The sequence below is a fragment of the Achromobacter sp. 18P8.1.1 genome (genome assembly GCF_057799415.1).
This window is the reverse complement of the sequence record NZ_JBYOKH010000006.1, coordinates 81230-95210: the sequence shown is the minus strand read 5'-3', so window position 1 is coordinate 95210 and position 13981 is coordinate 81230. Positions and strand designations below refer to the sequence as shown.

At 67.4% G+C, this 13981-nt stretch carries 16 protein-coding genes; 6 read left to right on the top strand and 10 right to left on the bottom strand.

What is annotated here, in order from left to right:
• The first annotated feature begins 125 nt into the window (after window positions 1-125).
• Window positions 126-503, top strand: a complete 378-nt coding sequence (locus tag AC27VE_RS06665) for a hypothetical protein (protein ID WP_427958552.1) — start codon at window positions 126-128, stop codon at window positions 501-503.
• 34 nt (window positions 504-537) lie between these two features.
• Here AC27VE_RS06665 and AC27VE_RS06660 read toward each other — a convergent pair whose 3' ends face one another.
• From AC27VE_RS06660 to phnG, 9 genes are all read right to left on the bottom strand, one after another.
• Window positions 538-972, bottom strand: coding sequence for a hypothetical protein (locus AC27VE_RS06660; protein WP_280029608.1), 435 nt, complete (start codon window positions 970-972; stop codon window positions 538-540).
• 155 nt (window positions 973-1127) lie between these two features.
• Entirely contained in the window at window positions 1128-1670 is a 543-nt protein-coding gene (locus tag AC27VE_RS06655) for an MOSC domain-containing protein (RefSeq protein WP_427958551.1), read from the bottom strand.
• A 23-nt stretch (window positions 1671-1693) separates the two neighbouring features.
• Entirely contained in the window at window positions 1694-2893 is a 1200-nt protein-coding gene (locus tag AC27VE_RS06650; RefSeq protein WP_427958550.1) for an alpha-D-ribose 1-methylphosphonate 5-triphosphate diphosphatase, read from the bottom strand.
• A gap of 2 nt (window positions 2894-2895) precedes the next feature.
• Window positions 2896-3615 carry a phosphonate C-P lyase system protein PhnL gene (gene phnL / locus AC27VE_RS06645; protein WP_488703369.1) on the bottom strand — a complete coding sequence of 240 codons (720 nt, stop codon included), beginning with the start codon at window positions 3613-3615 and terminating at the stop codon, window positions 2896-2898.
• Between the two features lie 2 nt (window positions 3616-3617).
• Entirely contained in the window at window positions 3618-4394 is a 777-nt protein-coding gene (gene phnK, locus AC27VE_RS06640) for a phosphonate C-P lyase system protein PhnK (protein ID WP_280029612.1), read from the bottom strand.
• On the bottom strand, window positions 4391-5272 hold the full coding sequence (locus AC27VE_RS06635; protein WP_488703368.1) for an alpha-D-ribose 1-methylphosphonate 5-phosphate C-P-lyase PhnJ: 882 nt from the start codon (window positions 5270-5272) through the stop codon (window positions 4391-4393). The genes phnK and AC27VE_RS06635 overlap by 4 nt, the downstream gene beginning before the upstream one ends.
• Window positions 5269-6384: a carbon-phosphorus lyase complex subunit gene (locus AC27VE_RS06630; protein WP_006222783.1), complete on the bottom strand. Its 1116-nt coding sequence runs from the start codon at window positions 6382-6384 to the stop codon at window positions 5269-5271. The genes AC27VE_RS06635 and AC27VE_RS06630 overlap by 4 nt, the downstream gene beginning before the upstream one ends.
• A gap of 1 nt (window position 6385) precedes the next feature.
• Window positions 6386-7003, bottom strand: a complete 618-nt coding sequence (gene phnH, locus AC27VE_RS06625) for a phosphonate C-P lyase system protein PhnH (protein ID WP_006222782.1) — start codon at window positions 7001-7003, stop codon at window positions 6386-6388.
• A 1-nt stretch (window position 7004) separates the two neighbouring features.
• Window positions 7005-7475, bottom strand: a complete 471-nt coding sequence (gene phnG, locus AC27VE_RS06620; protein ID WP_488703367.1) for a phosphonate C-P lyase system protein PhnG — start codon at window positions 7473-7475, stop codon at window positions 7005-7007.
• Window positions 7476-7659: 184 nt separating this feature from the next.
• Here phnG and phnF point away from each other — a divergent pair, with 184 nt between their 5' ends.
• From phnF to phnN, 4 genes are all read left to right on the top strand, one after another.
• Window positions 7660-8382 carry a phosphonate metabolism transcriptional regulator PhnF gene (gene phnF, locus AC27VE_RS06615; RefSeq protein WP_006222780.1) on the top strand — a complete coding sequence of 241 codons (723 nt, stop codon included), beginning with the start codon at window positions 7660-7662 and terminating at the stop codon, window positions 8380-8382.
• Window positions 8383-8497: 115 nt separating this feature from the next.
• The gene (locus AC27VE_RS06610) at window positions 8498-9691 is read left to right on the top strand and encodes an alpha-D-ribose 1-methylphosphonate 5-triphosphate diphosphatase (RefSeq protein ID WP_427957518.1); all 1194 of its coding nucleotides are present in this window, start codon (window positions 8498-8500) and stop codon (window positions 9689-9691) included.
• A 2-nt stretch (window positions 9692-9693) separates the two neighbouring features.
• A complete protein-coding gene (locus tag AC27VE_RS06605; RefSeq protein WP_088591116.1) occupies window positions 9694-10437 on the top strand; it encodes a DUF1045 domain-containing protein in 744 nt (247 codons plus the stop codon).
• Window positions 10434-11021, top strand: coding sequence for a phosphonate metabolism protein/1,5-bisphosphokinase (PRPP-forming) PhnN (gene phnN / locus AC27VE_RS06600; protein WP_488703366.1), 588 nt, complete (start codon window positions 10434-10436; stop codon window positions 11019-11021). The genes AC27VE_RS06605 and phnN overlap by 4 nt, the downstream gene beginning before the upstream one ends.
• A 6-nt stretch (window positions 11022-11027) precedes the next feature.
• On the opposite strand, the gene AC27VE_RS06595 is transcribed toward phnN, so the two are convergent.
• The gene (locus AC27VE_RS06595) at window positions 11028-11972 is read right to left on the bottom strand and encodes a LysR family transcriptional regulator (protein WP_488703365.1); all 945 of its coding nucleotides are present in this window, start codon (window positions 11970-11972) and stop codon (window positions 11028-11030) included.
• A 109-nt stretch (window positions 11973-12081) separates the two neighbouring features.
• Between AC27VE_RS06595 and AC27VE_RS06590 the strand changes: the two genes are divergently transcribed.
• Window positions 12082-13917, top strand: a complete 1836-nt coding sequence (locus AC27VE_RS06590; protein ID WP_488703364.1) for a gamma-glutamyltransferase family protein — start codon at window positions 12082-12084, stop codon at window positions 13915-13917.
• Window positions 13918-13981: the final 64 nt, after the last annotated feature.

The following is a 13981-nucleotide window of genomic DNA, read 5'->3' as shown; positions in this document are numbered from 1 at the left end:
GGCCGCGGCCCGCTTTTTTTTTTAACACCTGATCGCTTGACCTGCCGGCATCGGCGGGAGCAACATAAGACTCCCTTGCCTGACTCCCGGCGCGGCGCCACGGCGCCGCGCGCGATACGCATGCCATGACACCCCTTCCCCTGCGCGGCATTCTGGCAGCGATTGCCATGACGGCCATCGTGCCTGCCGCCCATGCCTGGACACGCATCTCGTGTGACCTGTCCGGCACGGCTTCCACTCCCGCCGTGCAGATGCGTCAGTACCGTACCGATGGCACAGAACTCGCACAGACGACGTTCCGGCTGAAGGTCAAAGCGGCCGACATCCCCGATGGCGCGCGCGCCGATACGGATTGCACGGAATTCGTGGACCGCGACATCGACGTCACGCTTGAGAACACGGCGCCCGCCCAGATCCGCAAGGGCAAGCCGCTTAAATTGCGCTACCGCTACGACGAATCGCTGGGGCAGAGCCTGGCGACGAAGTTCGAGCTGGTCCGCTGACGACCCGGCCCACCCGTCTGCCAGGCGTTCAGGCTTAGTCGTTGACCGAGCAGGACACCGGCGCGCCGTCTTCGAATTCGACGTCGTAGGTGTGGACCGGATCCCACGGCAGCGTGAACCACAGTTCGTAGCCGTCGCCGTCTTCGTCGAAGAGCCACAGCGCGCGCAGCACGGCCTTTTCGGCCATGGCTTCCGCGGTTTCTTCCTTCAGCAACTGGTCGTCTTCGATGCCGAGCTTCTTGCAGTGCTCGTAGGAATAGTTGTCCAGCAGGAACTCGGACGCTGCCAGGATGTGGTCGTCCAGATTGTCGATGATGGCCTTGACCACCTTGGACGCACCGCTGTCAGGCTCTTCGCCGTCCGTCTGGATCATGACGTGGATGGGCGGACGGCCGTTGCCGGCGGGCACGTTCTCGGCCGCCCACAGATCGGGTTCTTCGGGGTCTTGGGTGAAATTGAATCGTGCCATCGCGCGCTCCGGAAAATTGGATGGCGAACCGTGAAAAGTACGGCTTCGCCTGAGCAAGCCGCAAGAACGCGGCTCCGCCTTAGGCCGTTACGCCCTTTCGCCATTTAACCAGATGCGGGGCAACCCGTCTGTGACCGGGAGCGATGTTTTTGCGCCTATACGCGTTCCAGCGGCGAATGCGGCAAAGGCGGCAGCTCCGTCCGGATGGCATCTCCCGGGCTGACCGCCCCGCCCTCGAGCACGATCGCCATCACCCCGGCCCGGCGCAACAGGCTGCCATCCGGATTGCGCCCCAGCACGGCCGCCGTCAGGCCTTTCTGGTATTTGTCCAGTTGCGAGCACGGATTGCGCAGGCCGGTGATCTCGATGACCGCGTCGGCGCCGATGCGCAGGCGCGCCCCGCGCGGCAGCGCCAGAAGGTCGATTCCACGGGTGGTGATGTTTTCGCCCATCGTCCCTTCGGCCACGTTGAATCCAGCCAATTGCAGTTCATCGTGCAATTCGCCCTGGATCAGGTGGACCTGCCGCAGATTGGGCTGCGTCGGGTCGGCCCTGACCCGGGACCGGTGCTGGACGGTGACCCCCAGATGGGCGTCGCCTTCGACCCCCAGGCCCTTGCGCAGCACGATCATGGGCACGACCGGCTTGCTGAACGTGTGCGTGGCGCTCAGCGCCACGGCAATCACTATCGGATGCATCGAAGGGCTCCGGAAAAGGGCCGTCAGGCCGCCACGCGCTGGGCGTCGCGCAGGGCCGCCACCGGCTCGAGAGCCGGCAGATAGTGGGTCGAGAATACCAGCCGGCCCGCTGACCAGGTGTGACTGATCAAGGGCATGCCGCCGACCTGCGCCACCGCCACCAGATCCGCCCGCTGGCCCACGGCGATACGGCCGCGGTCGGCCAGCCCGCAAGCGTCCGCAGGATTCGCCGTGACCAGCGCGATGGCCTGCGGCCACGTCAGGTCGGTCTGCGCGGCCACCGCAAACGCCGCGGCGATCAGCGTGGACGGCTGATAGTCGGAACACAGGCAGCTGGCCACGCCGGCCCGGATGGCGTCGATGGCGCGCATCGATCCGCTCTGGCTCTGGCCCCGCAGCACGTTGGGTGCGCCCAGGATCGTTGGCAGGCCGCAAGACACCGCGGCGCGCGCCGTGTCCAGCGTAATCGGGAATTCGCTCATCGCCACGCCCAGATTGCGCATGGTGGCGATGCGGTGGATGGAGTCGTCGTCGTGGCTGGCCGTGGGAATGCCCAGCGACTGCGCGTGCGACAGCAAGGCCTCCACCCGGCCCACCGCGCCGTCCTTGCCGCGCGTCTTGGCATGGGCGGCCTCTTCCGCCTGCTCGCGGCTCATCGCATGGTTGCCCATCATGTACTGAAGATAGGATTCCAGCGTCTTGAACTGCCCCTGGCCGGGCGAATGATCCATCACCGACAGCAGGTCCACCGCGCCCTCGTCCATCAAGGCGCGCAGCACGTCCACCGAGGTCTCATCGGTGACTTCGTAGCGGCAGTGCACGCGGTTATCGACGAGGCTGTGCTGACGAAAGGCACGCACCGTGCGCACCACTTCCGCCGCCGTCTTGTTGTTGCGCACGCCCCATTCCTTGTTGGCGAACGACAGCGCGTGATAGGGCGTAGTGATGCCCGCCGCGGCGTTGCGGCGGTCCACCTGGGCCACCGCGAAGTCCAGCGGGAACAGCACGCGGGAACGCGGCTCGGCTTCCTTTTCAATGGCGTCGCAGTGCAGGTCGATCAGCCCGGGCATCAGCGTCTGGCCTTGCAGGTCGATCTCACGGTCTGCCTTCGCGCCATCGGGATCGATGGCGACGATGCGGCCGTCGTCGATCAGCACGGCGCTGTTTTCCAGGACGCGGTCGGGCATGACCACGCGGGCATGGGTCAGGTAGGTGCTCAGCATGTCTACTCCAGGTCCGCCGTGGCGGGTTGCGCCGGACGCAAGGCCAGGGTCTGCGTCGCGACGGCATCGCGCACTTCGGCGTCGTGGAAAATACCCAGCAGGCAACGGCCCGCGGCCAGGGCTTCGTGGATAAGCTCGATCACGACGCGGCGATTGTCGGCGTCCAGTGACGCAGTGGGTTCGTCCAGCAACAGGACGGGATGGCGGGCGATGAAGCCGCGCGCGATGTTCACGCGCTGCTGTTCACCCCCCGAAAACGTGGCGGGCGCCAGGCCCCACAGGCGTGGCGGCACATTCAAGCGCTGCAACAGCGCGCCGGCCTGGCTGCGGGCGTCTTCCGTGTCCACGCCCGCCATGCGCAGCGGCTCGGCCACCACGTCCAGCGCCGAAACGCGCGGGATGACCCGCAGGAACTGGCTGACGTAGCCGATGACGTCGCGGCGCAGCGCCAGGATGCGCTGCTCGGGCGCGCCCACCAGCTCCACCCATTCGCCGTGGGCCCGCACGCGGATGCTGCCCTCGGTGGCCAGATAGTTGCCGTACAGGCAGCGCAACAGGGTGCTTTTCCCGGTGCCCGACGGGCCGGCCAGCACCAGGCAATCGCCGGCGGCCGCGTCGAAATCCACGGCATCCAGCACGGGCAGGCGGATGCCGCCCTGGTTGTGCAGGGTGAACATCTTTCCGAGGCCCCGCACCTCGATCATGGGAGTGGTTTCGCGCATGTTCAGCTCTGCAGAATGGAAGACACCAGCAACTGGGTGTAGGGGTGTTGGGGATCGTCGAGAATCTGGTCGGTCAGCCCGCTTTCCACCACGACGCCGCCGCGCATCACCAGCGTGCGGTGCGCCAGCAACCGCGCCACGGCCAGGTCGTGCGTGACCACGATGGCGGCCAGCCCCAGGTCCGCCACCAGTTGGCGCAACAGGTCCAACAGGCGCGCCTGCACCGACACGTCCAGCGACGCGGTGGGCTCGTCCATGAACACCAGGCGCGGATGCGTCACCAGGTTGCGAGCGATCTGCAAGCGCTGCTGCATGCCGCCGGAAAACGACACCGGCGTGTCGTCCAGCCGGCCCGCGTCAATCTCCATTTTCTGCAGCCAGTTCCCCGCCACTTCACGCAGGTCGCCGTAGTGCCGGTCGCCGACCGCCATCAGACGTTCCGCGATGTTCGCGCCAGCACTGACCTGCATGCGCAGGCCGTCGCGGGCGTTCTGACGAACGAAGCCCCAATCGGTGCGCGACAGCAAGCGCAACCGCGCGCCTTGCAGCGCGGCCAGATCGATGAAGCCCTGGTCGCGCGTGTCGTACCAGACGCTGCCGGCATCCGGCTGGGTCTGGTACGACACGGCCGACAACAAGGTGCTTTTGCCCGAGCCGGACTCGCCGACCACGCACAGCACTTCGCCGGGATACAGGTCGAAGCTGACGTCGCGGCAGCCGTGCACGCCGTCCCACGTGCGCGTCATGTTGCGCACGGAAAGCAAGGGTTGGGGAGTCATGCGGCGGCCTCGTTGTCGCGTTGCTGCGTCTGGCGGTGGTTGCAGTATTCGGTGTCCGAACAGACGAAGCGGCGCGTACCGGCGTCGTCCAGGATGATTTCGTCCAGGAAGCTGTCGCGCGACCCGCACACGTCGCAGCATTCGCTCCACTTTTCTACCGTGAAAGGATGGTCTTCGAAGTCCAGGCTCTTGACCCGGGTGTAGGGCGGCACGGCGTACACGCGCTTTTCCCGGCCCGCGCCGAACAGCATCAGCGCCGGGTTGCCGTCCAGCTTGGGATTGTCGAACTTGGGAATCGGCGACGGCCGCATCATGTAGCGGTCGTTCACGATGACGGGATAGTCGTAGGTGGTGGCGATGTGGCCATGCTGTGCAATGTCTTCGTACAGCTTGACGTGCATGCCGCCGTATTCGGCCAGCGCATGCATCGTGCGGGTCTCGGTTTCGCTCGGTTCCAGCCAGCGCAGCGGCTCCGGGATCGGCACCTGGAACACCATCACCTGCCCTTCGGCAAGCGGCGTTTCGGGGATGCGGTGGCGTGTCTGCACGATGGTGGCGCCCGGCGTGGATTCCGTCGTCGCCACGCCCGTGACCCGCCCGAAGAAGCGGCGGATGTTGATGGCGTTCGTGGTGTCGTCCGAGCCCTGATCGATCACCTTCAACACGTCGTCTTTGCCGATGATGGACGCAGTGACCTGGATGCCGCCCGTGCCCCAGCCATAGGGCAGCGGCATTTCGCGGCTGCCGAAGGGAACCTGGTAGCCCGGGATCGCCACGGCCTTGAGCAGCGCGCGGCGCAGCATGCGCTTGGTGGACTCGTCCAGATACGCGAAGTTGTAGTGGTCGTCGCGTTCGACCGTTGCGTGTTGTGCGCTCATGAGGAAACCGCCTCGTCCATCAGATCGTTGGTGGCCGGCTGGGGCGCGCCGCGTTCGGCGCGCATGCGGCGCAACAGTTCCAGGTTGGCCTGGAAGTCCACGTAGTGCGGCAGCTTCAAGTGCTGCACGAAGCCCGAGGCCTCGACGTTGTCACTGTGATAAAGCACGAACTCGTGGTCGTTGGCAGGGGAATCGGCGCGTTCGCCCAAGTCTTTCGCCTTCAACGCGCGGTCCACCAGCGCCATCGACATGGCCTTGCGTTCGCCATAGCCGAACGTCAGCCCGTAGCCCCGGGTGAACTTCGGCCCCTCTTCCGCATTGCCCGCGAACTGGCTGACCATCTGGCATTCGGTGATCTCGATTTCGCCGACGGTCACGGCAAACCCGAGTTCTTCAATGTGCATCTCGACTTCCAGCGTGCCGTAGCGGATCTCGGCGGCAAACGGGTGGGTGTTGCCATAACCGCGCTGCGTCGAATACCCCATCGACAGCAAGAAGCCTTCGTCGGCGCGCGCCAGATTCTGCAGGCGGGCGGCGCGCGACGCCGGAAAATCCAGCGGCTGGCGGGTAAGGTCGAAGGGCTCGGGGTCGCCTTCCGGCACGGCTTCGGCGTCGATCAGGTCGTCATGCGCCAACAGGTCGGTGACCCGCGGCATGTCGCTGTCCAGCGCCTGGTCTCCCGGCGGCAGCGCATCGGCTTCGCGCTGCGCCTCCAGCGAGAAATCCAGCAGGCGCTGGGTGTAGTCGTAGGTCGGGCCCAGGATCTGGCCGCCGGGCACGTCCTTGAACGTGGACGAAATCCGGCGCTGCAGGCGCATCGCGCCCGTGTCGATTGGCTGCGTATAGCCGTAGCGCGATAGCGTCGTGCGATAGGCGCGCAGCAGGAACACTGCTTCGATCACATCGCCGGCGGCCTGCTTGAGCGCCAGCGAGGCCAGTTGCGGATCGTAGAGCGACCCTTCGGCCATGACGCGCGACACCGCCAGCGGCATCTGTTCGCGGATCTGGTCCAGGCTCAGCTCGGGGATCTCGCGATCGCCCCGCCGGTAGTCGTCCAGCATGCGGTAGGAATTCAGGATGGCGCGTTCGCCCCCTTTCACGGCGACATACATGTCAGTTCTCCACGCGCGTCGTGCGCGGCAATCCACACATCCGCCGTCCCTGCGTCAGGAACACATCGACGCCCAGCGGAAACCGTTGATGATTCAGGCGCCATTCGCGCCAGAAGCCGTCGGGAAGGCCATCGACCGACAGAGCCTGCCGCGTCTGGATGCCCGGACCGGACAGGGTGACGGCCTCGCCCTCGGACAGGGACGCGACGTCCATCAGCAGCGTGGTGGACAAATCGGGATAGGCGGGGTCGCCCTGGTGGCAAGCGGACAAGGCCGGGGCGTCGCAGCCGGCCGGCACTGCCGCAAAACGCGCCAGCGCGGGCGAAGGCACGATGGGGCAGGCGCAATGAAAGCGCAGGAACGCCAGTACGTCCGCTCCCACGGTGCGCGGCAACCAGAGCGGGGTATCCACGTCCACGAGCGTCAGCAGCAGCGCCGTCATCGCGGGCGACAGGCCCGCCGGCACGCCAGTTTCGGCGACGATCTGGTGGACACGCCCGGGATGCGCCAGGGCCTGCAAGGCCGTGCGGAAGGTGGTTTGCGCGTCGTTGACCGGATCGGCAAACCCGGGCAGCAGGCCGCGGCTGGCGGCCGGGGCATTCAGTATCTGTTGTTGCATGTCAGTCCTCGCCTCGCACCATCGTGAAGAACTCCACCTTGGTCTGCCCCGCCACCTGCGCCTGGCGCTCGACCCGATCGGCATGCTGGCGCGCCAGCGGCTGGATCAAGTGCACCTGCACGGTGTCGTGCCAGTCCGGCAATTGCAGCAGCGCATCGGCCACGGCGGCCTGCTCGGCATGCCGCAACGATCGGCCCTGCACATAGGCCACGCCGACCACGCCATCGCCCAGCGTGACGGCGCAACGTGTCACCGTCATTTCCCCCAGGTTGAAGCGCGCCCCGGTGCCGCCGCTGCGCGCCCGCACCATGGCCATGCCGGTCTGCGCCGGGCGCAGCATCTGGTGCGCCGGCAAGTGGCCCAGGGCGCTGAAGGCCCCTTCCAGCGCGGCCGGACTGGCCAGCGACAGCACGCGCATCCAGGCGGCGCGCTGGGCGTTGGCCGCTTCCTGTCCTGCTAGTGAGTGATCCATTATTTCCTCTACACGTCTAGACGACTGGATGAAGTATGATCGCTCCGAATTCCAAGTTCAACAGCCTGGCGTGAATTTTTGATGACAGTTGCGGCGTCTGTGCACCGCCTATCCGGCGGCCGCCGCATCAGGCACAATCACAGCCATTCTTCATGAAGCTGATGTGACAGCACGAGCGCACCCTATGGTTGAAAGAGGTTCCGGCATCGCCGTCTGGCGGCAAATCGGCGAGTCCCTGGCGGACGACATCCGCAACAAGCTCTACATGGCAGGCGAACAACTGCCGTCCGAGCCGGAGCTGGCCGCCAAGTTCTCCGTCAACCGCCACACCATCCGGCGCGCCATGGGCGAGCTCGAGCAAAGCGGCCTGGTCCGGATCGAACAGGGACGCGGCACCTTCGTGCAGGAACACGCCATCGATTACGCCATCGGCAAGCGCACGCGGTTTTCCGAGAACCTGCGCAGCCAGGGCGTGCTGGGCCACCTGGAAGCCTTGGGCAGCCAAACGCTGCGCGCGGCCGACATCGCCAAGCATCTGGGACTGGCCCGCTCGGCGCCGCTGTTGCGCGTGCAGATGGTCGGCAAGGCTGAAAACCGCCCGATCAGCGCATCCGAACACTTCTTCGACGAAAAGCGTTTTCCGGACTTCGCAGATCGCCTGACCGCGCTGCGTTCGGTGTCCAAGGTCTATGCCCACTACGGCATCGGCGACTACACGCGCAAATGGTCGCGCATCACCGCGGCGCTGCCCACGCCCGAAGTCGCCCGCCTGTTGGGTCAGCCCAAGACGCGGCCGATCCTTCAGGTGGAAGCGCTGAACGTGGACCAGGAAGGCGCCCCGCTGCAATACAGCATCACGCGCTTCGTAGGCGACCTCGTGCAGTTGATGGTGGCGGACGAAAGCTAGACGGCAAGGCCATCGCCGCCGGGAAATGCCGGCGGCGATGGGTACGACAAGGGTTTGAAAGCAACAACACACATCTAGACATCTGGTTGTCATGCAGAATCGATAACGTCACACCATGAACTCACACGCCCCCTCGCCCCTGGCCGGTGTCACAGGCCAACGCATCCTGACGCCGCGCGGCGTCGAACAAGCCAGTCTGCGCTTTCATGGCGGGCTGATCGACGACAGCGGCGCCACGCCCGCCCGTGGCGCCCCCTGGTTCGACGCCGGCGACCTGTTGGTACTGCCCGGCATCGTCGATCTGCACGGCGACGCCTTCGAACGGGCCATCATGCCCCGGCCCAGTGTCACCTTCCCGTATGACAGCGCGCTGTTCGACGTCGACCGCCAACTGCTGGCCAACGGCATCACCACCGAATTCCATGGCGTGACCCTGTCCTGGGAAGGCGGCTTGCGCGGCGAGGCCTATGCCGAGCGCATGTTCGACGCGCTGGAACGCATGCAACACATGATGGGCGCGCGGCACTACGTACACCTGCGCTTCGAGACCCACCACGTGGGCGGTGTCGATCTGGCCCAGCAATGGATCCGCGACGGCCGCGTGCGCTTCCTGGCGCTGAACGACCACCTGCCCAGCATGGCGCGCCGCCTGGGCGATGACCGCAAGCTGATGCAATACGCCAGCCGCGCCGAATGCGACCTGGACACCTTCCAGGAACGCATCCGCGCCGCGATGTCCGCAGCCGACTCCGTGGCCGATGCCATGCGCGAACTCACCGCCTGCGCGCAGGCGGCCGGCTTGAAAGTGGCCTCGCACGACGACCCTGACGCCGCCACGCGCCGCTACTACCATCAGTTGGGCTGCGGCGTCGCGGAGTTCCCGCTGACCCGCGAAGCCGCCGGCGTCGCCCGCGACCTGGGCAACTCCGTCGTCTTCGGCGCGCCCAACGTGGTGCGCGGCGGCAGCCACACCGGCGCGCCAAGCGCCACCGAGATGGTCCGCGACGGCCTGTGCGATATCCTGACGTCCGACTACTACTACCCCGCCCCGCTGGCCGCCGTCATGCGGCTGGTGCATGACGGCGTGCTGCCGCTGGCGCAGGCCTGGAATCTGGTGTCGATGAACCCTGCGCGCGCCGCCGGCCTGAAAGACCGCGGCGCATTGACGCCGGGCCTGATCGCCGACGCCATCGTGGTGGACGATCAGGTGGCCGGACTGCCGCGCGTGGTCGCCGCCATCGTGGGCGGCGAACTGCGCTACGCGACCCGCGTATTCGGCCACGACAACAGCCTGCGCATGGCGGCCTGACCATGCCGCTCGCCCATCGCTACGCCTTGTACCTGGCGCCCACCGGCCCGTGGCGCGAACATGGCAGCCGCTGGCTGGGCCGCTGCGCCGACACCGGCGCGCCGCTGCCACCCCCGCCCGGCCAGCCCGAGTCCGCCCGCGCCTGGACGGAGGCGCCGCGCCATTACGGCCTGCACGCCACCTTGAAGCCGCCCTTCCGCCTGCGGGCAGGCGCTACGCCGCAAGCGGTGGACGCCGCCGCGCGGGAACTGGCCGGCGGCATCGCCCCCTTCGAAGTCGAACTCGAATGCGAAACGCTGCGCGGCTTTCTCGCCTGGCGCATCGCGGAATCCGACACGCAGGGCCAGGCCCGCATACAGGCCCTGGCCGACGCCGCCGTGCGCGGCCTGGACGACCTGCGCGCGCCGCCCACGCCAGAGGAAATCGCGCGCCGCCAGCCGCAATCGCTACCGCCCGAACAGCAGGCCATGCTGGCGCGCTGGGGCTACCCCTACGTGTTCGACACCTACACGTTCCACATCACCCTGACCGGCAAGCTGGCGGGCGATGCGCTGGAGCAGGCGCAACGCGGCATCGCCGCCTTTGCGGATCCGTTGCGCGGACAGGCCATGGCGGTGCCTGGCATCAGCGTCTACGTCCAGCCCGAACCCGGCGCCGATTTCGTCGCGGCGCGCCACTACCACTTCGACGGCACGCACACCGACGCCGTCGGCGCGGACTACCTGCAAGGGCCGCCCGCGCCATGAACCGACCGGCTCCGGCCTCGCCCGCCGACGGCGCGCGGCTGATCTACCTGATGGGCGCCTCGGGTAGCGGCAAGGACACCTTGCTGCGGCTGCTGCGCGCCCATCTGAAAGACGGCGAACCCGTCCTGGTCGCGCACCGCTACATCACCCGCGACAGCGGCGACACCGAAGACGCGCTACGCCTGACCCCCGAAGAATTCGCCCGCCGCGCGGCGCTGGGCTGCTTCGCGCTGCGCTGGGCCAGCCATGGGCTGCACTACGGCATCGGCATCGAAATCGATACCTGGCTGGCTTGCGGCGCGGCCGTCATCATCAACGGGTCGCGCGCGCACCTCGAAGCGGCGCATGCCCGCTATCCCGCATTGACGGCCGTGGAAGTCACCGTGGATCCCGCCCTGCTTGCGCGCCGCCTGGCGGGCCGCGGGCGCGAAAGCGCCGAGCAGATCGCGCAACGGCTCTCTCGCGCCACGCAGGCCTTTGCCGTGCCGCAAGCGTGCCGGCTGGCGCAAGTCAGCAATAACGGCGCGCCCGAATCGGCTGCCGCCGCCTTGCTGACGATCGCGCGGGACCAACTGGCCCGCTAGTACGGCTCAGGCCTTCGGCGGGCTGCCGCAACGTTCCAGCAAGATTTCCGAAAAGCGCTCTTCGGCCGCCAGCGGCTGCTCGCGCTTGCGCCGGATCAGGTTGATGGGCGGCAGCTCCCAACCGAAGTCCCAGGGCACCATGCCCAGCTTGCCGCGTTGGCAGAGTTCCCGCGCGATGTCTTCGGGCACGACCGAGATCAGCGCCTCGTTCATCGTCAGCATGCCTTCGATCACGTCGGTGGAGTACGCCTCCAGCACCGGCGACGGCGGGCGCAGCCCGGCGCGGATGAAGTGCTCCATGATCAGTTGCCGCGTGGGCGTGTTGGCCGCCGGCAACACCCAGTCCATGGACGCCACGGCGGACCAGTCCGGCGCGCGCCGGGCCAGGCGCTGCGCCAGGCGGCTGTGCGCGATCAGGCGCGGGCGCTGGTGGTACAGCACCCGGTGCATCAGATCGTCCAGCGCCACCGTGGACGTCGCGCGGCTGATGATGCAGTCCAGCTCATGCCGGCGCAGCATCGGCACCAGATGATCCGTGGTGGCGCGGTGCAGGGTCAGCGTCACCCCGTGGCCTTGATGCAGTTGACTGATGGCAGCCGTCAGCAAGGCGCTGGACACGTACGGCACCACGCCCACGTTCAGGTGCGCGGAACGGCCCGCATGCAGGGCCTCGACCTCGCGCGCCCACAGGTCCAGATCGCTCTGCATGTGGCGCGCCCGCAGCAGGGCCAGCTCCCCCAGCGGCGTGGCCTGCAGGCCGCGACCGCTGCGCAGGAAGAGCGGCGCGCCGAAGATGTCCTCCAGCTCGGCCAGAGCCTTGGTGACGGCGGGCTGGCTGATGCCGGTGGCGGCCGCCACCCGGGTCAGCGAGCCATGCTTGGCGATGTTGGTCAGCAACGCCAGGTGGCGGTGCTTCAGGCGGTTGGCCAGTCGGGCGGCATCCCAGCTCATGGATTTCTCTATAACCAAATGGTTATTCAATTATGCCAACAAAGCTTAATCAAGTTATTTCTCGATCCTATACTTCCATCCACTTTCCCTCGCCGCCAGTTACCGTCCAATGAGCGACTCTTTCACCACCCGTCCAGAAATCCGCGGCACCTTCGGGGTCGTGTCGTCCACGCACTGGCTGGCCTCGCAAGTCGCGATGGGCGTGCTGGAGCGCGGCGGTAACGCCTATGACGCCGCCGTGGCGGGCGGCTTCACCTTGCAGATCGTGGAACCACACCTGAATGGGCCGGGCGGCGAAGTGCCCATCCTGTTCTGGAGCGAACGCGAACAGCGCATGCGCGCGCTCTGTGGCCAAGGGCCCGCCCCCGCCCTGGCCACGCCCGCCTACTTCCGCGACCTGGGCGTGGAACAGGTACCCGGCATCGGACTGCTGCCGGCCACCGTGCCCGGCGCGTTCGGCGCCTGGCTCACCCTGCTGCGCGATTACGGCACCTGGGAACTGGCCGACGTGCTGCAACCGGCCATCGACTACGCGCGCAACGGCTTTCCGCTGGTGCCCCGCGTGTCGCAGGCCATCCTGGCCGTGCAAGCCTTGTTCCGTGACGAATGGACGACTTCCCGCGACGTCTGGCTGCCCGAAGGCCGCGTGCCCGCGCCCGACACCCTGTTCCGCACGCCCGCCGTCGCCGCCACCTACACCCGCATCCTGGACGAGGCGCATGCCGCCAGCAGCGACCGCCGCGGCCGCATCGATGCGGCGCTCAATGGCTGGTACCGTGGCTTCGTCGCCGACGCCATCGACGCCTACTACACCCAGGAATCCGTGCGCGACACCACCGGCCAACGCAACCGCGGGCTGCTGCGCAAAGCCGATCTGGCCGACTGGCGCGCCACTTACGACGAACCCGCCACCACGCAGTACGGCCGCTACACCGTCGCCAAATGCGGCGTCTGGTCGCAAGGGCCCGTACATCTGCAACAGTTGGCGATGCTGCGGCATTTGGGCGTTGACGGCCTGGACCCCACATCGCCGCAATTCGTGCACCGCATCGCTGAAGTCGCCAAACTCGCCTTCGCCGACCGCGCCGCCTGGTATGGCGACCCTGATTTCGTGCAGGTGCCGCTTGCCGCGTTGCTCAGCGACGCGTATGCGCAGCAACGCGCCGCCAGCATTGGCGCAAGGGCGTCCACGACACTGCAACCGGGCAGCCCCGCCGGCATCGCGCCCCGCCTGCCCGACCTGGCTGCCGCCGATCGCACGCTGGCTGCCTCCGACATCCGCTTCGGCGTAGGAGAGCCCACGTTTGCAGCCCTGCCGCCAGTGGCGGAATGGGCCGCCCGCGAAATCTTCGTGGGCGACACCTGCCAGATCGACGTCATCGACCGCGACGGCAACATGGTGGCCGCCACGCCTTCGGGTGGCTGGCTGTCGTCCAGCCCGGTCGTGCCGGGGCTGGGCTTCCCCTTGACGACCCGCCTGCAGATGACCTGGCTGGACGAAGGCGTGGCAGGCCAGCTGCAGCCGGGCAAGCGCCCTTGCACCACCTTGTCGCCCGGCCTGGTGCTGCGCGACGGGCAACCCTATATGGCGTTCGGCACACCGGGCGGCGACCAGCAGGACCAATGGACCGTGGCGTTCTTCCTGCGCCATGCGATGGGCATGAACCTGCAGGAAGCCATCGACGCGCCTTCCTGGCACATCGACCACTTCCCGGGTTCGTTCTGGCCGCGCACGCTGACGCTGAACCGCCTGACGGTCGAGTCCCGCTTGCCTGAAACCACAATCCAGGCGCTGCGCGATGCCGGCCACGAGGTCAAGGTCGGACCCGCCTGGTCCGAAGGCCGCATCAGCGCCTGCACACGCGAACCCGCAGCGGGCGGTGCATTGCTGCTGCGCGCCGGCGCCAATCCGCGCGGCATGCAGGGCTATGCGGTCGGCCGATGATCTTCATCAACCAGTTCCATTCCAGCCGGCGTCCAGACCGGCACTTGCACAAGGGGTAATCACC